Origin of the sequence: Sorangium sp. So ce1335 (genome assembly GCF_051521615.1) — a bacterium.
Lineage (GTDB): Bacteria > Myxococcota_A > Polyangia > Polyangiales > Polyangiaceae > Sorangium.
Genome location: NZ_CP150363.1, coordinates 9,725,190 through 9,742,601 on the forward strand (window position 1 = coordinate 9,725,190; position 17,412 = coordinate 9,742,601).

Sequence of the window (17,412 nt, forward strand, 5' to 3'; positions counted from 1 at the left end):
TGGCCGGAGTCGCGGAGCGCAGACGCCGCGGGGCGAGGCGGCCGCGCGCGGCGCCGGGCGGCGCGTGTGGTAGCGTCGCGAGGGACGAGGGAGCCCTGGTCAGGAGAGGTCAGTCCATGTGCATCGCATCGGAGGCGCCGCCGGGCGCAGAGGTCCTGTTCGACGGCGTGGATCTGCGCGGCTTCACCGCCCGCGGCGGGGGACCTGCGGGCTGGAAGGTGGACGACGGCGCGGTCCGGGTGGTCGCCGGCGCCGGAGATATCCTGTCCGCGGCCCGGTTCGAGGACGCCCTGATCCACCCCGCATGGCGGCGACCGAACTCCGGGCACAACGACCCCTGGGGCATGACGCGACACCTCCGCACCGACGCGCCGTCGGAGCCGGAGCTGATCGTGCTGCCCGATGCCGCGGATGACCGCGAGGCGCGGTATGTGGGCGGGATCCGGACTGCGCCGCCGCGCGACTATCTCAGCCATCGGAGGCTTCCGTGAGGGACGCGCCGAAGATCGTGGGTCTGAGCGCGGCGGAGCTCCGGGCCTGGCTGCTCGCGCGCATGCGTGGGGAAAAGGAGGATCCGCCCGTCTCCGAGCTGCACATGGAGAGCCCGGATGATTATGTGGCCACCCTCCACGAGCAGTCGCGCAACAAGGCGTTCCGCGCACGCCTGGAGAAGGCCGCAGTCGCCGCGCTCGCGGAAGCAGCGCAGGGGAATCTGCGCGGGGGGCCGGACGCGCGCGCCGTTCGCTATCTGGCCGAGCTCGTGGATACGCTGGAGGTACGAGCGGCCGAGAGCACGCTCCGTGAGATCGCGGAGCGCGGCGCACTTGGCGGTCACGACGACGCCCTCGATGCCGACGCCGAGGAGCTCGTCCTCTTCGCGCTCGCAGGGCTCCAGGCGCCGGGTGAGCTCTATTCGAAGTGGCTCGCCGTCTGGCAGCGCGAGCTCCCCCGCCTGTGGCCGGTGGTCACGGCCGGGCTGCGCATTTCCGCCCCGGAGCGGGCCCTCGGGATCCTCCCCGAAGCCGTCGAACGAGCCCGCCGATACCATGACTTCCCACTGGGGGACGTCCTCTGGGCGTTCGCCACAGATTCGATCTACAAGCCAGGCGTCGTCGCCAGCGCGCTGGCCGGCCTTTCGAGCGAAGGGCGCCGGCGCTGCCGCGACGCGCTTGCGGCGCTCGGTGCGGAGGAGAACGAGCTCGACGCATGGTTGCCCGACCGCGGCCCCGAGGGGCCCAGGACACCAGCCTGGGCACGACTCAAGAAGGGGCCGGATCTGCCCCCGCGTCTCCATGACAAGGGCAAGGCAGCAGCATGATCTTCACCGAGCCCAACCGCCGGGTGATCACGTTCTACTCCTACAAGGGAGGCGTCGGGCGGACCATGGCGGTCGCCAACGTCGCCTACCGCCTGGCGAACACGCACGGGTTGAACGTCATCGCTGTCGACTGGGATCTGGAAGCGCCGGGACTGCACCGATTCTTCGGAATCTCCTCGGACGTAGCGGGCTCCAACAGCGGGCTCCTCGACTACTTCGTCGCCTGGCGCGACGCCGTGGCGCGCAACGATCCCGAGCCGCCGCCCGAGGTGGAGCGCGTGCTCGACTGGTTTGTCCCCATCACCGACGAAAACCACGCTCCCAGGTTCGGCTCGCTCCGGGTGCTCCTCGCCGGCCGGCTCGACAGCGACTACGACGATCGTCTCGCGGGGTTCCACTGGCAGGATTTCTATTCCCGGACCGAAGGCTCCGCGGCGGTGGAGACCCTGCGTGAGAAGCTCGTCGAGAACGCTGACGTCGTGCTCATCGACAGCCGCACCGGCCTGACAGATATCGGCGGGATTTGCACCATCCAGCTTCCCGACGGAGTGGTGCTGTTGACCGCGCCGAACCATCAATCATTCGAGGGCACCGAGCGCGTGGCACGAGCCATTGCCGGGGCACCGGAGAAGGAGCGGGCGGAACGCGAGAAGCCTCGCGTGTGGCTCGCCGTGAGCCGTGTGCCGCTCGTAGAGGAGAGCTACCTTGCCGACGAGTGGTTCGGCCATCATAACCAGGTCTTCGAAAAAGGTGTTCAGGATGGCCTGTGGCTCAGGGAAGATCACCCGGACGGGATCCGGACCCACGTAATTCCGCATCGGGCGCGCTGGGGCTTCGACGAGAAAGTCTTGCGCGAAGGGGGCATGGTGGATCCGAAGGATCCGCTGGTGCTTGCGTATGAGCAGCTCACCGGGACGCTGCTTCGGTGGCGGCTGAAGGAGTCGGTCCCGCTCACCCCGCCGCTCACAGATCCATCCACGCCATCGCGCCCGAAGGATATTGCAGCTCTCCAGGAGGAGGCCGCGGCAGCGGAGAGGAGAGGTGATACCCTGGGCCTTGCCATCACGCTGCACAAGCTGGCGGAAGAACTGCACAATGCCAATAGATACGTGGAGGGAATTCGCAAGATCGAACAGGCCATTGGAATCTTCTTATCGCGAGGAGCGTACCCTGAGCATGCGCGCGCCTTGCACAAGCTCGGCGAAATGCTGCTGATCGCAGGGAGGCTGGACGAGGCTGAGGAGGCCCTGAGAAAGAGCCTGACCGTCGCGCGCCGAGCCGATGAGAAGCTCACCGAGATCGGAGCACTCTCCTGGCTGGCGGTGATTCGACATAAGCGAGGAGACGAGCAAGACACGGAGGCCCTACTCGGCCAATTGGAGGGAGTCGCATCGCGGTTCGATTCGAACGATCCAGGAGTAGTGGCGTCAACCGCGCACAGAATATTTGCCTTCCACGGGACGGGTCGCATCAAGATCGCCACCGAGCTATCTCGCTTCTTGATGAATATCGCCCAAAAAACCGGACGCCCTGAAGACGAGACGATAGCCTCAGATGTTATACAGATGATTCGCGATGCGGCCTCGGCTCTCTCTGACACCTCCGCTGCTCGCAAGCGTGTAGGGAAGCTGGAGCCCGAGCAATCCCGGAGCGCGAAGCCAGAGCAGGATACGTCCAACCAGCCCCGAACTGGCCGAAGGCAAGCCTCGCGGGGCCCCATCAAGCCATCCGGTGGCGGCTCCAGGTAGCCGAAGCGGGAGTACCGATTCCTCGGTCGCAACGGGCGTCGGGTACGGATCCACGAGCAGCGCAATGAACCCATGCCGCTCCGCGAGCTGCCGCGCCTCCGCGAGCTCGCGCAGCGACGACCGCGCGTCGCCACGGAGCGCCTCCGCCCGGGCGCGCAGGCGGTGGACGCGGCAGGCCGCCTGCCGCCAGCCGGCCCGCGAGATGAAGAGCTCCGCGCCGGCCCCCCTCCGAAGCGCGTCGGCCGCGGAGCAGGCCGGCACGATCCGCGGCGGCGGCGTCGCGTCCCCGACGGTGTGGCACGGCCACCGAGGCGCGACGTCTCGGCTCCGCTCAGCCCGCCTCTTCTCCCGGCTCCGGCCCCGCGAAGACCTGCCGATACACCTCGTCGAGCGGGAGGCTGCACCCGACCGACGCGAGCTCCGCGACGCCGCCCTCCCGCACGTCGTGGAGCGTCCAGGTGCCATCGTCGTTGCGGCGCAGGACCTCCACGCGCCTCCGCTGGTACGAGACGAGCACGTACTCGCGCAGCGACGGGATCGTCTGATAGTGGGCGAATTTCTCGCCGCGGTCGTATGCCTCGCTGGTCGGCGAGAGCACCTCCACGAGCACGACCGGGTTCAGGATGCTGTTCTCGTCCTCGGGATCGCGCTCCAGCCGGCCGCACACGACGCTGACGTCCGGGTACGTCGCGAGCCCTGTCGCCTGGACCCGCACGCGAACGTCGGAGTTGTAGACGCGGCAGCGCCGGTCGACGAGCTGGCCGCGGAGCACGCTGGCCACGTTGACCGCCATGAGCCCGTGCTCCGGCGTGCCACCGGCCATCGCGAAGATCTCGCCGTTCACGTGCTCGTGCTTCACCTCGCTCGCATGCTCGTGGGCGAGGTACTCGGCGAAGGTGAACGTCGGCTTCCGCGCGGGCTCGGCCATGATCAACCTCTCCCGCCGCAGCGTACTGCACCGCCGCGCGCCGGGCGACCCGCGCTCGCCGCCGTCACCACCGGTCCTCGAGCGCCTCCACCCTCACCTCGCACGCCTCGTCCCCCCGGAGCGGCGACTTCGTCTCTTGCACCCGGAACCGCGTCCCGACCTTGAACAGCCCGCCGTACGTCTCCGCGTCGATCGGCCGCTCCGTCCCGAAATCCACCCGGTGCAGGAGCTGCATGATCGCGAGCGCCGTCCCCTGCTGAAACAGGAGCCGCCCCCGCGTCGTGGGGCCGTGCTTCATCGCGTAATACGCGCTCTCGTGCGTCATCGGCGCGCGCAGCACGAGCACCCGGCCGGGCTGGAACTCCGGCGCGGAGAGCGCCCCCCAGCCGAGCGCGCGGGCGAGCCCGAGGAGCTGCTCCAGCCGCTCGTGCTGGTCCCGGCCCACCGGGCCGCACGCCGCCTCGAACGACGCGGACGCGAGCATCCCGCCGAGCAGGTGGAACGCGCCCGTCTGCGCCGCCTCCCGCACGAGCGCCTCGAACACAGGGACCAGCTCCGGAGACCGCCGCTCGATGAGGTGCACCGTGTCGAACGTCTTCTGGTGCACGTACCCCACGGGCAAGAGCGCGAGGTTCACGCCGTACGCCGAGATGAGCCCGCGCTCGTCGGCCCGGAGCGCCCCGAGCTCCTCGAGCATCGCGATCCCCGTCCGCCGCGACCGCGCCGCGGGGCCCTCGAGCCCCCAGCTCACCCGCGCCGACTCGACGAGCTTGCGCGTCAGCGCCTCGCCGAAGCGCGGCCGCTCGGACCGCCGCGTCAGCAGGAACGTGCACACCGCGTCGCCCCGCGCGACGCACGTCACCTCGTCCGCGTCGAGCCGACCCCAGTCGGACGGGAACGCGAGGCTCGCCGCCGCCGCGCAGTAGCCGGACGCGTACGCGTCCATGACCATCCGGTTCTGGATCCGGCCGCCGTACTTCTCGAGGAAGCTCGTCCCGTGGAAGAGCGACGCCGCGTGCACAGCGCCGCCCTCCGCGCTCAGCTCGAACCGCAGCCGGCCCTGCCCCATCGCGGCGAACAGCTCGGCCGCGAGCTCGAGCTTGTCCCGCGGGGAGGCGCCGTGGCGCTCCGCGTACAGCGGGCCGAGCAGCGCGTGCGTCGCCTCGAACGCCGCCTGCCGGCGCACGCCGCGGCTCTCGCCGCCCAGCGCGTCGAAGATCGTCTGCTCGAGGAACAGCGCGAAGTGGTGCGAGTGCGCGATCACGAGCTGGTCGGCCACGTGGAGCAGGCAGTGCGGCTCGATCGGGCCGAGCAGGTCGCCGAGCGGGCCGTCGATGCGGCCCCGCAGGCCTTGCCGGAGCGCCGTCACAAAAGCCTCCGCAGCGCGGCGCGATCCAGGCCGAGGATGTCCGCCACCGCCGTCTCGATGAGCACGACCGCCTCCGCGCCGAGCCCGTCCGGGTGCTCCAGCGCGAGCGGCGTCAGCCCGGCCCGCAGCGCGAGCCGCAGCCGCGCCACGTGCGGCTCCGGCGCGCGCGCCTCGAGCAGCGCGAGCAGCCGCTCGGTCCGCGCGACCTCGGCCGACGGGGGCTCGACCGGCGGCGGCGTCCCGCCGCTCCTGCGCGATGGGATGCTGCTCGACGAGCCCCGCGGCGGCGCCGAGCGCGCGACGCCGCGCACGAGATCGTCCACCGTGTCGGCGCTCAGCGGATCCTCGAAGAACCCCGGCGGGTCGCTCAGCATCTCCTCGGACGGCTCCTCGAGCGGCAGCTCGGGCGCGAGCGCGGCGGCGAGCCGCTGCGCGACGAGCCGCGCCATGCCGAGCGGCATCGTGACGTCGAACAGGCTCGCGACGACGCACGCGCGGACGCGCCGCAGGATCACGGTCCTGCCGCTCAGCTCCAGCGTGACGACCGGGTCCGGCAGCTCGTCGGGGCGGCCCTGCGATCCGGGCGGCTTGCTCGACAGCCGCGCGCCGCGGGCGCGGCTCGAGCGGGCCTGCCCCTCGCGCTCCGGGGCGAGCCGCTGCGCGGCGAGCCGGCTGCCGAGGTACGCGTCGCGGAGCCCGGCGGCCGCGTCGGCCGGCGAGAGCGCCGCGCCCTCGCGCACGAACGAGGCGTGGACGCGCGCGTCGCTGAGGTGGAACACGACGATCGCGTCGAGGCCGGCGACGCCGTAGCCGATGCTGTCGAGCGCGATCGGGGCGAGCGGGTCGTCGTCGTCCAGCGCGCCCGCGACCGCCGTGAGCCCGCGATCGAACGAGGGCTCGCCGTGGTCCGCGCTCACCCGACGACCCCGACCGCGGCGTCGAGCGCGTGCTGGCACGCGAGCCGGACGGCGTGCGCCTCGCGCGGCATGAGCGGGCTCGGCCGCATCAGGCCGACGATGTACGCGGCCGAGCGCACCTGGAACCCGATGAGCTGGAAGAACGGCCCGTCGCCGGCGCAGAGCTCGAAGCGCTGCGACGGGGCGCCGGGCAGCGCCGCAACGAGCGAGCCGATCGCCGACGCGACGAGGCCCGAGGCGGCGAGCCGCGCCTCCGTGTCCCGGATCGCGCCCGCGAACGGGAGCCCGGCCGCGTCCGCGAGGAACACGTCGGTCGCGCCGGTCGCCTCGGCGATCCACTCGATCACCCGCTCGCAGCGCGCGACGGGCCCGGCCACGGCGGAGAGCTCCGGGAAGCGCGGGGGCGCGCGGCCCGCCGCGAGCGCCGCGATCGCGTCGTCGAGCCGCTCCACGCGCGGCCTGGAGGCGGCGGCGTACGAGGCCGACGAGGCGGGCGACGGCAGGTCGAGCGCCGCGCCGCGCCGCGAGTCGACGTCGTCGGCGGACGGGGGCAGCGCGCTGCGGAGCCCGATCTCGCCGCTCGCGCCCGCGCTCGACATGGGCAGGAGATCGCTCGACGGCGCGAGCTCCTCGAACGCCGGCGACAGCGGCGGCGAGGACACCGGCTCCGGCTCGGGCCGCGTGGGCGGCGGCCGCGACTCGAACGACACGAGCGGCGCGGCCGCGGGCGCGATCGACGGCGCCCGCGCCTTGCGGGACCTCGGTCGCTTGACGAGCGCCGCGGCGGTGGCGACGGCGCCGTCGAGGTCAAAGGAGGAGCGAGATCGGGCCATCGTCATCGTCCGGCGAGGAGGGCTCCAGGCGAACGAGCACGTCGTTCGCGAGCTGATCGAAGACCCGCGCGAGCGGCGGCGGCCGCTTCTGCATGAGCAGGAGCGGCGCCCCGCGCAGCGACGCCTCGAGGAACGCGCCGTCGCGCGGGATGACGGTATCGAGGATGATCCCGTCGGGGAACCTGGTCCAGAGCGCCTCGGCGACGTCGAGCGACGCGGGCGCCTGCCGGTCGAACATCGACAGCACCATGCCGATGAGCGACAGGCGCGGGTTCTTGTCGGCGCGGATCCGATCGATCACCGCGAGGAGCTGGCCGACCGAGCGGAGCGCCAGCGGCTCGGCCTGGAGCGGCATGAGCGCGTGCGTCGCCACCTCGAGGGCGCGGGTCGTGACCTTGCCGAGCCCCGCGGGGCAGTCGACGACGACGATGTCGAAGTCCGGCGCGAGCCGCGCGAGCACGCTGGGCAGCACCGGCCCGCGCGCGAGCGCGTCCTCGAAGCCCGCGACCGTCGTCGGGTCGACGCGGCCGACGGTGAGCACCTGGAGCTGCGGATCGCGCGTCCGGAGCAGCACCGACTCGAGGCGCTCGGCGCCCGTGAGCAGCTCCGCGATGCCCGCCCGCGCGCGGTCGGCGAGGCCCAGCGACAGCCCGAGGCTCCCCTGCGCGTCGACCTCGAGGATCAGCACGCGGTGGCCGGCGCGCGCGAGGGCGAGCCCCAGGTTGAGGGAAATCGTGGTCTTTCCCACGCCGCCCTTCTGGCTCGCGAGCGCAATGACGTACATGGACTCCCTGATGGCGCACACCCCGGCGCCCGGGGTGCATCCTAACAGGACGGACGCCGCAGGGAACCCGTGCCGCGCGCCGGCGCCCGGGCGCCGGGGCGCCGGGGGCTACAGCAGCGAGATCCGCTTCATCAGCGTGCCGCAAAGATCGCTCTGCGGGTTTCGCTCGCGCTCGATGGCGAGGCCGGCGCGGAAGATCTTGTCGGCGCTCTCGAGGTTGCCGAGGACCATGTGGCAGAGCCCGAGGAGCTCGTGGTCGCCGGGGTCGCCGTGGATCGACACGAGCTCCGTCAGCGCGGGCACCGCGGCGCGGTGGGCCTCGACCATCGCGTCGGTCGGCGTCGACGGGACGCCCTTGGCGAGGATCATGAGCCGCAGCACCTGCCGCTGGTCCTCGGGCCGGTGCTTGAGAAACTCGGGCTTCTGGAAGAGATCGCGGTACCCCTTGTACGCCGCGTCGAGGTTGCCCCCGCGCGCAAGGGTGACGATGGACTTGACCGCCTGGACGAGCGCCTCATTGGCCATGACGGTGACGATACACGGGCCCGCGGCGCGCGGGGAGACGCCGCTGCGACGCTTCGACGCCGCGCGCTTCCGTCGCCGGCATGCTCGGCGGCGCGCGCGGGCGCTTCGCTCGCGACGCCCTCGTGCGCGCGGGCGCTTCGCTTGCGGCGCCGTTGTGCGCCGTGGTAGTCGCGTGGGGCTTTCTCACCCATGCGCGCATCTGGACCAGGAGCAAGGGCGGCGAGGCCGCGCACCGGCGGGCGGCGCACGCCCGCTCGGGAGCGCGCTGCCGAGGCCGCTGTCCGCGCATCGAAGGGCTCTGCCGTGTCGAGGATCCGCTGGCCGTCCGTCGTCTGCCTGTCAGCCGTCGCCGCGCTGGCCGCGCTGGCCGCGCCGGCGGCGCTCGCGCAGCCGGCGGCGCAGCACGGCGCGACCGTGCCGCCGCACGTCCTCGAGCACGTGGACCCGGTGTACCCGCCCGAGCGGCTCGCCGAGGGCGTCGACACGACGGTCACGCTGTTCGTCACGGTCGAGAAGGACGGCTCCGTCAGCGACGCGGTCGTCGCCGAGTCGGGCGGCGCGGGGTTCGACGAGGCCGCCCTGAACGCCGCGCGGCGGTGGCGCTTCTCGCCGGCGATGCGCGACGGCGCGCCGGTGCGGGCGCGGATCCGCGTGCCGTTCCACTTCGCGCCGGGCCCGCACGAGGCGCAGCCAGCGCCGGCGACGGCGACGCCCGAGCAGCCGGCGGCGCCCGCGGCGCCCGCGCCGGCGGCGCCGAAGCCCGTCGAGTTCGCCGGGGGCGTCGCGGGCCCGCACGCGGTGGCCGAGCCCGGCAAGCCGATCGAGATCCACGTGCAGGGCCGTCCGAACCCGCCGCGGCGCGCCTCGAGCGACTTCCGGATCGGCCGCGCCGCGCTCTCCGCCGCGCCGCACGCGACAGCGGCCGACCTCCTGCGCACGGCGCCCGGCGTCCACGTGGCGCACCCCGAGGGCGAGGCGGTCGCGCAGCGCATCTTCCTGCGCGGCTTCGACGCCGAGCACGGCCAGGACGTCGAGCTCCGGGTCGGGCCGATCCCGCTGAACCAGCGCTCGCACGTGCACGGCCAGGGCTACGGCGACCTCAACGTGATCATCCCCGAGGTCGTGCGGTCGCTGCGCGTCGTCGAGGGCGTGTACGACCCGCAGCAGGGCGACTTCGCCGTCGCGGGCAGCGCGTACTTCGACCTCGGCGTGGAGGATCGCGGGCTCCTGCTCAAGGGGACGCTCGGCTCGTTCGGCACGCGGCGGCTGCTCGCGATCTGGGCGCCGGAGGCGCAGTCGGAGGACACGTTCGGGGCCGCCGCCGTGCGCGCGACGGACGGCTTCGGCGACGGCGCGCGGGGGGCGATCTCGGGCGCCGCGATCGGCCAGTACCGGCTGCCGCTGCCGGACGAGTTCTCGCTGCTGCTCCACGTGGCGGCCCACGGCAGCCGCGCGAACCTCGCGGGCGTGCTCCGGCGGGACGACATCGAGGCGGGGCGCGTCGGCTTCCACGACGCGTACCGCGACCCGTCGGCCCGCTCGCAGTCGGCCGCGTCGACCCGGCTCCAGGTCGCGCTCTCCGCGGAGCGGTCGGACGACGACGGCTCCCAGAAGAGCGCGTGGCTCTGGGCGATGACGTCCGGCTACCGGAGCCGGATGAACTTCACCGGCTACACGCAGCGCTCGCGCGAGCGCCCCGCGTGGGTCGGCCGCGGCGATCTCATCGAGCAGTCGAACGAGGACGCCGCGCTCGGCGGGGGCCTCGCCTACCGCACGCCGCGGATCCCGCTCGCGCCGTGGCTCCACGGCCAGGTCGCCGTCGGGGCCGAGGTGCAGACCGACGGCATCGAGCAGGCGCAGAACCTGCTCCAGCCGCCGCAGAACGAGACGTGGGACCGGCGCGTCGACGCGTCGATCCGGCTGACGGGGATCGGCGCGCACGCCGACGCGCTGCTCGAGCTGTCGCGCTGGGCGCGCCTGCGCGGCGGCGCCCGCGCCGACGTGCTCGCCTTCGACGTGGACGACCGCCTCGGCAACTTCATCCCGGCGTTCCAGAAGGAGACGCACATCCAGGGGTTCCGGCGCACGGCGGCGGGCGTCGCGTTCGGCCCGCGGGCGACCCTGGAGGTCGATCCGCTGCCCGCGCTGCGGCTCTCCGCCGCGTACGGCCACGGCTACCGCTCCCCGCAGGCGCGGCAGCTCGAGGAGGGCGAGAACGCGCCGTTCGCGACCGTGAGGAGCTACGAGGTCGGCGCGACGTGGCGCCCCGGCGGGGGCCTGAGCGCGACGGCGGCGGCCTACGAGACGCGCCTCTCGTACGACCTCGCCTTCGACGCGGCCGAGGGCGGGCTCGCGCGCATCGGCCCGACGACCCGGCGCGGCGCGGTCGTGTACCTGCAGGCGGCGCCGAGCCCGGCGCTCACCGCGGGCGTCAGCGCGACCCTGGCCCACGCCACGCTGGACGCGCCGCCCCCGCCGACGCCCGAGAACCCGACGCCGCCCTACGTCGAGGGGCAGCAGCTCCCGTTCGTGCCGCCGGTGGTCGTGCGCGCGGATCTGTCGGTGAGGCGGCCGCTCGTCACGATCGCGGGCCGGCCGATCGAGGGGCGGCTCGGCTACGGCGCGACGTTCCTCTCCGCGCGGCCGCTGCCCTACGCGCAGAGCGCCGCGCCGCTGCTCGTGATGGACGCGTCGCTGTCGCTCCGGCGGAGCCTCCGGGCGGGCGGCGGCCCCGCCGAGGAGGGCCCCTGGATCGAGGTCGGCGTGGAGGCGCAGAACCTGCTCGACGCGGAGCACGCGGACACCGAGTACTCGTTCGTCTCGAACTGGCAGACAACGCCGTTGCCGTCGGCGCTGCCGGCCCGGCACATCAGCGCGGGGCCGCCGCTCACGGTCCTCGGCAACGTGACGCTCTCGCTATGAACGATCGCCGCGCTCGCCGCGCTCGACGCGCTCGACGCGCTCGACACGATGGCAAAGGCCGCTCCGCCGCGCGCGGCCTGCTCGCGCTCGCGTTTCTTCGCGCGCCTGCGCTTGTCGGCGCGCCGGCGCTCGTCGGCTGCGCCGGCACCGGCCAGCCCGAGGTCTCGTACCTCGCGTACGCCGAGGCCGCGCCGCCCGGGGAGATCGCGGCCGGCGGCTGGACAGTCGCGCTCGACGAGGCGGCGGTGGCGTTCGGTCCGGTCCAGTTCTGCGCGGCGGCGTCCGGCTCGGCGACGCTGTGCAGCACCGCGATCGCCGAGCTGCTCTCGATCGCGCGGGTCGATCTGCTCGCCGCGGAGCCGCAGCCGCTCGGCCGGGTCCGCGGCTTCGAGGGGGAGATCCGGAGCGCGTCGTTCGACTACGGCATCCACTGGTTCCTCACCGAGTCGGCCCCGGCGCGGTCGTCCGCGGCGCCCGGCGGTCACTCGGCCCACCTGCGCGGGCGCGCGACGCGGGGCGACGACGTGCTCGGGTTCGTGGCCGACGTCGACGCGGTGCCGCAGTTCCAGGGGCAGCGCGCGGTCCCGAGCGTCGCGGCCGCGGCGACCATCGGCGCCGAGCCGGTGCGCCTCGCTGTCCGCTTCGACGTGGGCGCCTGGCTCGCGCGGGTCGATTTCGACGAGGTCTTCGAGGGCGCCGCGGGCCAGGGCGAAGCGGCCGAGGCGGTGATCGCGCCGGGGTCGCGCGCGCACAACGCGCTGGTGATCGCGATGACGGCGCAGAGCCCGCCGCAGTTCGTCTGGTCGGAGGCGCCGTGAGGGGGCGCCGCGGCGCGGACGCCGGCGCGGGGGCGCGCGGGCGGGCGCCGCGGCGGCCGCTCCTTCGGCCCGCGCGCGGGCGCGCGGCCGGGCTGCGCGCGGGCTGGAGCGCCCGATGGATCGCGCTGCTCGCGCTGCTCGCGCAGGCCTGCGGCCTGACGCACGCGCTGCTCGTGCGGCACGCCCGCTGCGAGCACGGCGAGCTGGTCCACGTCGGCGCGCTGGTCGGCGCCGTCCACGCCGGGCACGGCGCCGACGCCGCCCGCGCCGCGCTGCCGGCCGCCGCCGCGGCGACGCAGCAGGCCGAGGGCGGGGCGCCCGCCCCCGTGGATCAGGTGGCCGCGCAGGACGCGCTGCCCCACCTCGACGACGATCACTGCGACGCGTTCGCGCTGCGCGGCCAGCTCGCCGCGCCCGTTCACCGCGTGGGCGGGGCCACCCTGCTCGAGGTGCTCCGCCTCGCCGCGCTCCGGCCCTCTCCGGAGGTCCGCCCGATTCCTTTGCTGACCCTGGCGCCGAAGAGCTCTCCCCCCGCGGCCTGAGCTGCGGTGTTGCGCGGGTGATGCGGGCGCGGGGCGCGCGAGACGGCGCCGGCCTGCGCTCGGCCCACGTGGCGGGCGGCGCGCGGGCGCGCGCTCGTCCGGAGTCTTCGACGACAGAGGAGCAGGATCATGAAGAGAACGAGAGAGACAGGGGTGTTTGTCGCGGCGTGCGCGCTAGCGCTCGGCGCGGGGTGCGGCGGTGAGGACGGCGGCGCCGGGTCAGGGACCGGCACCGTGCAGGTCTTCGTGGAGCCGGAGGACACGATCCCCGAGGGCCTGGAGCCGGGCACCGGGGAAGAGAACATCGCCGACGGCTGGCGGGTCACGTACGAGAAGTTCCTCGTGACGATCGGCAACGTGCGCGCGGCGCGCTCGGACGCGCAGGAGACGCTGAGCGATCCATCGGTGTTCGTGCTCGACCTCAAGAACGCGCCGGCGACGAGGTACGTGATCGCCGAGTTCGAGGGCGTGAGCGCGGTGCGCTGGGATCGCTTCGGGTTCGACCTCCCGAACGCGCGGGAGGGGGTCGAGTCGCTGTCGCCCACCGCGGAGGGCGACGTGGCGCTGATGGTCGAGAACGGCTACTCGGTGTACTTCGAGGGCTCCATCGAGAAGGAGGGCGGCGAGTCGTGCCCGCGCGGCGAGGCGTGCGTCCCCGCGGAGAAGGTGCGCTTCCGCTGGGGCCTCTCGGCCGGGACGTCGTTCGACGACTGCGCGACCGAGGACGAGCTGCTCGGGTTCAGCGTGCCGACCGGCGGCACGATCGCGGTGAAGCCGACCATCCACGGCGATCACTGGTTCTTCAACAACATCACCGCGGGCGCGGAGATCACGAAGCGCTACGCGCAGTACATCGCCGACTGCGATCTCGACGGCGACGGCGAGACGACGATCGACGAGCTCAAGGAGGTGAAGGTCGCCGAGGTCTTCGGCCAGGACTACAACCTCGGCGGCGGCCTCGGCGTCATCGAGACGGCGTACGACTACGTCGTCGCGCAGGCGCGCACGCTCGGCGACTTCCAGGGCGACGGCGAGTGCCCGACGCGCGCGGTGCTGCCGTGACGGGCTGAGGGCGGGCGGCCGCGCCGGTCGTGAAGGCCGGCGCGGTGCGCCGCATCAGAAGCGGTATACGCCTTCGACGGCCGCGCTGATCGAGATCCCGGACCACGCGATCCCGGGCATGTACGCCGTGTGCACCGTACCTCTGGCGCCGAGCCTGCTCTCCGATGACGACAGCATCGCCCCCAGATGGACCGCCGGCGCCAGGCCGTGCTCCCGCTGGCGCCACGTGTCGGCGCAGAACGGCACGGCGAGCACGTCGAGGCTCGGGCCGACCTCGAGCGTGAGATCGCGCAGGTGGATCCCGAGCAGGGCGAGGTTCACGTCGATGACGCCGATCCATTGCGGGGTCTTCATGTTGAACAGCGAGACGGCGTTGCGGTAGCGCAGGCTCCAGCGCTCCGAGAACCGCCAGCGGGGGGCAGGCCGAGCTCTGCCCTGATCGCGTCCCTGGCGTCGCGGAGCTCGCGGGTGAGCTCGTTCTCCGGCTCCGCCTCCCTCAACCTCTCCAACGTCGCCTCCAACTCATCTGCATACCTCGCGACTCCAGCGCTGCGAGCTGCGCCTCCTTGGCCTTCACGATCTCCTCTCGGCTCAGCGCGGGCGCGGCCCTGTCCGGTGTCCTGCGCTCCTCCGCGGCGGCGATCAGCCGGCGCATCGCCGGAACAGGTACAGCTATGTCTTCGTCAACCCACAGAACCGATGTTGATGCGGAGCAGCGAGGCCTGGAACAGGGGTTACAGCAGACGTACCAGCCACCATTGAACCGGATCATGCCGATCAGTCAGCAAAACCTCAGGTCGCCGTCACGATCGGGGGCGTGACGGGAGAGGTCTACGGGGCCTCTACTCCGCGCCCGGCGTCTCTGCGCCGTTGCGTCGAGTCTGCCCGCGGCTCGCTGGCCGGGCTCCCGGTGGGCGGAGCTACCGCGCCTCGTGCTCGCGCCAGAAGGCGAACGCCTCTTCCAGGTAGATCTCCCGCGCGCCGTGGCCGACCGGGTGCTCGGCGACGCGCACGGGCCAGCCGGCGCCGCGCAGCACGCCGGCGAGGGCGCGGGCCGAGCGGCCCACGGAGTCGTGGGCGCCGAAGCCGATGTAGAACGGCCTCGGAGCGAGCGCCGCGAGCTCGGGCGTCGCCTGGCCTCCCCCGCCGGACATCGCGCCGAAGCCGTCGGCGGCGATGCCGCCGCGCAGCGCGAGCGCCGCGGCGAAGAACGCGCCCGACGACGAGCCGGCGACGTACACGCGCGCGAACGGCGCGCCGGCGATCTCCTCGAGCTTCCGCCGCTTCTCCGCGAACGCCGCCACGAACGCGGCGGCGTGCTTCTCGTACGCGGGCCCGCCGGTGGGCCAGCCCCACCAGCGCGCGTACCCCTTCGGCGCGAGGCCGACCTTGCCGCGCGGCATCAGGGCGGCGACGCCCGCGCGCCGCGACGCGCGCGACACGACCGTCTCGAAGTTGGTCTTCTGCTGGCTGTCCTTCCCCGGCGGGACGATCCCGTGGAGGTAGATGAGCAGCTCGCGCGTCGGCGCGTCGGGCAGCACGTAGCAGGTCTCCTCGTCGAGCGCGTCGACGCCGTCGATGCACCAGTCCGTCTCGACCCGCGGCGGGCGCGCTCGAGGCCACGGCGCCTGCGCGGCCTCCGCGCTCGTCGCCGCGGCCGGAGCCGATGGCGGCGGCGACGCCGGGGGCGGCGGCGTCGCCGCGACGGGCGCCGCTCGAGCCGGCGCGGCGCCCTCGTGCGCCAGCGCGGGCCGGCTCCTCGGGGCGTCCGCCGCGCTGTTGCACGCGCACGCGCAGAGGACGACGACGACCGCGGCGACGGGCCGCGCGCTCCACCTGCGGGACGCAGCGTCGCTCATGGCACCTCGAGTCGACGCCCCGGCAGCCCCATCACCCCGCCTGCGCGTCGCTCACCGCGATCAGCGCCCCGAGCGCCGCCGCGCACACCGTCTCGGTGCGCAGCGTCAGCGCGCCGAGGCGCACGCGCTCGAACCCGAGCGCCGCGCACACGCCGAGCTCCTCCGGCGTGAACCCGCCCTCCGGACCGACGGCGAACGCCGCCTCCATGCCCGGCACCAGCGCCGCGAGCCGCGCGCCGAGCGGCGTCTCCGCGTACGGGTCCAGGCACATCCCCAGCGCGCCGCCGTCCGCCGTCCGGCCCGCGCGCGCCTCCGCGAGCGCCGCCGCGAGGCTCATCGGCGCGTCCACCCGCGGCGCGTCCCCGCGGCCGCACTGGCGCGCCGCCTCCACCGCGATCCTCCGCCAGCGCTGCGCCCTGTCCTCCGCGGGGCGCGCCACGCTGCGCGCCGAGATCGCCGGGATGATCCGCGTCGCCCCGAGCTCGGTCGCGTCGCGCACCACCGCGTCCATCTTGTCGCCCTTGCCGACCGCCTGGATCCACGTCACCCGCCGCCCGGGCCGCAGCGCCGCCGGGCGCGGCGCCTCGATCCGCGCCTCCGCGCTGCGCTTGCCGATCGACTCGAGCGTCGCGTCCGCCTCGACCCCGTGCTCCGGATCGAACACGACGAAGCGATCCCCCTCGCGCAGCCGGTGCACCCGCACCACGTAGCTCGCCGCCTCCGGCGGCAGCGCGATCACCCCGGCCGCGATCGATCCGAGCGGCACCCGCAAGAGCCCGGGGCCGCTCATCCCGACGAGCGCGCCGCGCCGCGCGGCACAGGAGCGCGGAACAGGAGCGCCACCCACCCCTCGCCGCCCGCGTCGCCCCGCCCCGCCGCCCGCGCCGCGCCGCGATCGCCCCGCGGCGACGCCGGATCCGGCCGCGTCGCGACGTGCTCGAGCGGCAGCGACGCGTACCGCGCCACGAGATCGTCGCGCTCGCTCTCGAGGATGCCCGAGAGGATCAGCCAGCCGCCCGGCTCGAGCACCCGCGCGAGCTCCGGCGCCATCGGCCGGAGCACCCGCGCCTCGATGTTCGCGACGACCCACGGGAACCGCCGCGTCACCGACTCGACGACGCCGGCGCTCGCCTCGACGCGGCCCTCGAGGCCGTTGCGCGCCGCGTTCTCGCGGACCACCTCGATGACGTCGTCGTCGTTGTCGATCGCCACCGCCCGCTCCGCGCCGAGCAGCAGCGCGACGAGCGCGAGGATGCCGCTGCCCGTGCCCACGTCGAGGATCTCGCGGCCGCGCAGCTCGGCCGCGCGCTCGTCGAGCAGCTCCGCCACGAGCGCGGTGGTCGCGTGCAGGCCCGTGCCGAACGCGCGCCCGGGCTCGAGCAGGAGCGCCCGCTCGCCCTCGCCCCGCGGCGCGTACTCGACCCACGGCGGCACGACCGTGATCGTGGGCGTCAGCGCGAACGGCGCGAAGTGCTCCTTCCACGCGTCGCGCCAGGCGTCGCCCACCACCTCCTCGAGCCGCGCGGCGAGCGGCGGATCGAGCTCCGCGAGCGCCGCGATGGCGGCGTTCGCCTCGTCGTGATCCTCGAAGCTCGCGACGAGCGTCACCTGGCCCGAGGCGGCGCCGCGCACGAGCGTCTGCTCGTCGCGCTGCTCCACGCCGGTGGCGCCCAGCTCGAAGAGCGCGGCGCCGATCTCATCGGCCTCCGGCTCGGGGACATCGACTGCGACGAACGGGTATCGAGGCTCCACCTGGCTTGCTCCGTGGCGGGCCGCCGGCCTGAAGA

General features: G+C 74.0%; 17 protein-coding genes. 7 read left to right on the top strand and 10 right to left on the bottom strand.

The features are described 5' to 3' along the window. Positions 1 to 116 precede the first annotated feature (116 nt). Genes WMF24_RS36235 through WMF24_RS36245 form a run of 3 tightly spaced genes read left to right on the top strand, consistent with a single transcriptional unit; the run spans position 117 to position 3,066 of the window. Entirely contained in the window at positions 117 to 491 is a 375-nt protein-coding gene (locus WMF24_RS36235; protein ID WP_437732021.1) for a family 16 glycoside hydrolase, read from the top strand. After that, a complete protein-coding gene (locus WMF24_RS36240) occupies positions 488 to 1,318 on the top strand; it encodes a hypothetical protein (RefSeq protein ID WP_437732022.1) in 831 nt (276 codons plus the stop codon). The genes WMF24_RS36235 and WMF24_RS36240 overlap by 4 nt, the downstream gene beginning before the upstream one ends. Next, entirely contained in the window at positions 1,315 to 3,066 is a 1,752-nt protein-coding gene (locus WMF24_RS36245) for a KGGVGR-motif variant AAA ATPase (protein WP_437732023.1), read from the top strand. Before WMF24_RS36240 ends, WMF24_RS36245 begins: the two co-directional genes overlap by 4 nt. A 331-nt stretch (positions 3,067 to 3,397) precedes the next feature. On the opposite strand, the gene WMF24_RS36250 is transcribed toward WMF24_RS36245, so the two are convergent. The 6 genes from WMF24_RS36250 to WMF24_RS36275 form a co-directional block, all read right to left on the bottom strand. Then, positions 3,398 to 3,994: a Uma2 family endonuclease gene (locus WMF24_RS36250; protein WP_437732024.1), complete on the bottom strand. Its 597-nt coding sequence runs from the start codon at positions 3,992 to 3,994 to the stop codon at positions 3,398 to 3,400. Positions 3,995 to 4,058: 64 nt separating this feature from the next. Next, a complete protein-coding gene (locus WMF24_RS36255; RefSeq protein ID WP_437732025.1) occupies positions 4,059 to 5,363 on the bottom strand; it encodes a hypothetical protein in 1,305 nt (434 codons plus the stop codon). After that, complete coding sequence (locus WMF24_RS36260) at positions 5,360 to 6,280, bottom strand: hypothetical protein (RefSeq protein ID WP_437732026.1); 921 nt, start codon at positions 6,278 to 6,280, stop codon at positions 5,360 to 5,362. Before WMF24_RS36260 ends, WMF24_RS36255 begins: the two co-directional genes overlap by 4 nt. Then, entirely contained in the window at positions 6,277 to 7,113 is an 837-nt protein-coding gene (locus tag WMF24_RS36265) for a hypothetical protein (protein WP_437732027.1), read from the bottom strand. The genes WMF24_RS36260 and WMF24_RS36265 overlap by 4 nt, the downstream gene beginning before the upstream one ends. Next, entirely contained in the window at positions 7,088 to 7,897 is an 810-nt protein-coding gene (locus tag WMF24_RS36270; protein ID WP_437732028.1) for a ParA family protein, read from the bottom strand. The genes WMF24_RS36265 and WMF24_RS36270 overlap by 26 nt, the downstream gene beginning before the upstream one ends. 108 nt (positions 7,898 to 8,005) lie before the next feature. Beyond that, on the bottom strand, positions 8,006 to 8,422 hold the full coding sequence (locus WMF24_RS36275) for a hypothetical protein (protein ID WP_437732029.1): 417 nt from the start codon (positions 8,420 to 8,422) through the stop codon (positions 8,006 to 8,008). A gap of 303 nt (positions 8,423 to 8,725) precedes the next feature. On the opposite strand from WMF24_RS36275, the gene WMF24_RS36280 reads away from it, so the two are divergent. The 4 genes from WMF24_RS36280 (at position 8,726) to WMF24_RS36295 (ending at position 13,766) form a co-directional block, all read left to right on the top strand. Beyond that, complete coding sequence (locus WMF24_RS36280) at positions 8,726 to 11,344, top strand: TonB family protein (RefSeq protein WP_437732030.1); 2,619 nt, start codon at positions 8,726 to 8,728, stop codon at positions 11,342 to 11,344. Beyond that, complete coding sequence (locus WMF24_RS36285) at positions 11,341 to 12,162, top strand: hypothetical protein (protein ID WP_437732031.1); 822 nt, start codon at positions 11,341 to 11,343, stop codon at positions 12,160 to 12,162. The genes WMF24_RS36280 and WMF24_RS36285 overlap by 4 nt, the downstream gene beginning before the upstream one ends. Then, on the top strand, positions 12,159 to 12,704 hold the full coding sequence (locus WMF24_RS36290; protein WP_437732032.1) for a hypothetical protein: 546 nt from the start codon (positions 12,159 to 12,161) through the stop codon (positions 12,702 to 12,704). Before WMF24_RS36285 ends, WMF24_RS36290 begins: the two co-directional genes overlap by 4 nt. Before the next feature lie 129 nt (positions 12,705 to 12,833). Beyond that, the gene (locus tag WMF24_RS36295; RefSeq protein ID WP_437732033.1) at positions 12,834 to 13,766 is read left to right on the top strand and encodes a hypothetical protein; all 933 of its coding nucleotides are present in this window, start codon (positions 12,834 to 12,836) and stop codon (positions 13,764 to 13,766) included. 54 nt (positions 13,767 to 13,820) lie between these two features. On the opposite strand, the gene WMF24_RS36300 is transcribed toward WMF24_RS36295, so the two are convergent. The 4 genes from WMF24_RS36300 to WMF24_RS36315 form a co-directional block, all read right to left on the bottom strand. Then, positions 13,821 to 14,120 carry a hypothetical protein gene (locus WMF24_RS36300; protein WP_437732034.1) on the bottom strand — a complete coding sequence of 100 codons (300 nt, stop codon included), beginning with the start codon at positions 14,118 to 14,120 and terminating at the stop codon, positions 13,821 to 13,823. Between the two features lie 566 nt (positions 14,121 to 14,686). Further along, positions 14,687 to 15,625, bottom strand: coding sequence for a hypothetical protein (locus WMF24_RS36305; protein ID WP_437732035.1), 939 nt, complete (start codon positions 15,623 to 15,625; stop codon positions 14,687 to 14,689). A 31-nt stretch (positions 15,626 to 15,656) separates the two neighbouring features. Then, a complete protein-coding gene (locus tag WMF24_RS36310; protein WP_437732036.1) occupies positions 15,657 to 16,415 on the bottom strand; it encodes an RsmE family RNA methyltransferase in 759 nt (252 codons plus the stop codon). Continuing rightward, positions 16,412 to 17,377, bottom strand: a complete 966-nt coding sequence (locus WMF24_RS36315) for a 50S ribosomal protein L11 methyltransferase (protein ID WP_437732037.1) — start codon at positions 17,375 to 17,377, stop codon at positions 16,412 to 16,414. Before WMF24_RS36315 ends, WMF24_RS36310 begins: the two co-directional genes overlap by 4 nt. Between the last annotated feature and the right edge of the window lie 35 nt (positions 17,378 to 17,412).

Excerpts from the sequence above, each read along its gene's own strand:
- WMF24_RS36235 (WP_437732021.1), top strand. The coding sequence starts at position 117 with ATGTGCATCGCATCGGAGGCGCCGCCGGGCGCAGAGGTCCTGTTCGAC.
- WMF24_RS36245 (WP_437732023.1), top strand. The coding sequence starts at position 1,315 with ATGATCTTCACCGAGCCCAACCGCCGGGTGATCACGTTCTACTCCTAC.
- WMF24_RS36250 (WP_437732024.1), bottom strand. The coding sequence starts at position 3,994 with ATGGCCGAGCCCGCGCGGAAGCCGACGTTCACCTTCGCCGAGTACCTC.
- WMF24_RS36265 (WP_437732027.1), bottom strand. The coding sequence starts at position 7,113 with ATGGCCCGATCTCGCTCCTCCTTTGACCTCGACGGCGCCGTCGCCACC.
- WMF24_RS36270 (WP_437732028.1), bottom strand. The coding sequence starts at position 7,897 with ATGTACGTCATTGCGCTCGCGAGCCAGAAGGGCGGCGTGGGAAAGACC.
- WMF24_RS36275 (WP_437732029.1), bottom strand. The coding sequence starts at position 8,422 with ATGGCCAATGAGGCGCTCGTCCAGGCGGTCAAGTCCATCGTCACCCTT.
- WMF24_RS36285 (WP_437732031.1), top strand. The coding sequence starts at position 11,341 with ATGAACGATCGCCGCGCTCGCCGCGCTCGACGCGCTCGACGCGCTCGA.
- WMF24_RS36295 (WP_437732033.1), top strand. The coding sequence starts at position 12,834 with ATGAAGAGAACGAGAGAGACAGGGGTGTTTGTCGCGGCGTGCGCGCTA.
- WMF24_RS36300 (WP_437732034.1), bottom strand. The coding sequence starts at position 14,120 with ATGAAGACCCCGCAATGGATCGGCGTCATCGACGTGAACCTCGCCCTG.
- WMF24_RS36305 (WP_437732035.1), bottom strand. The coding sequence starts at position 15,625 with ATGAGCGACGCTGCGTCCCGCAGGTGGAGCGCGCGGCCCGTCGCCGCG.
- WMF24_RS36310 (WP_437732036.1), bottom strand. The coding sequence starts at position 16,415 with ATGAGCGGCCCCGGGCTCTTGCGGGTGCCGCTCGGATCGATCGCGGCC.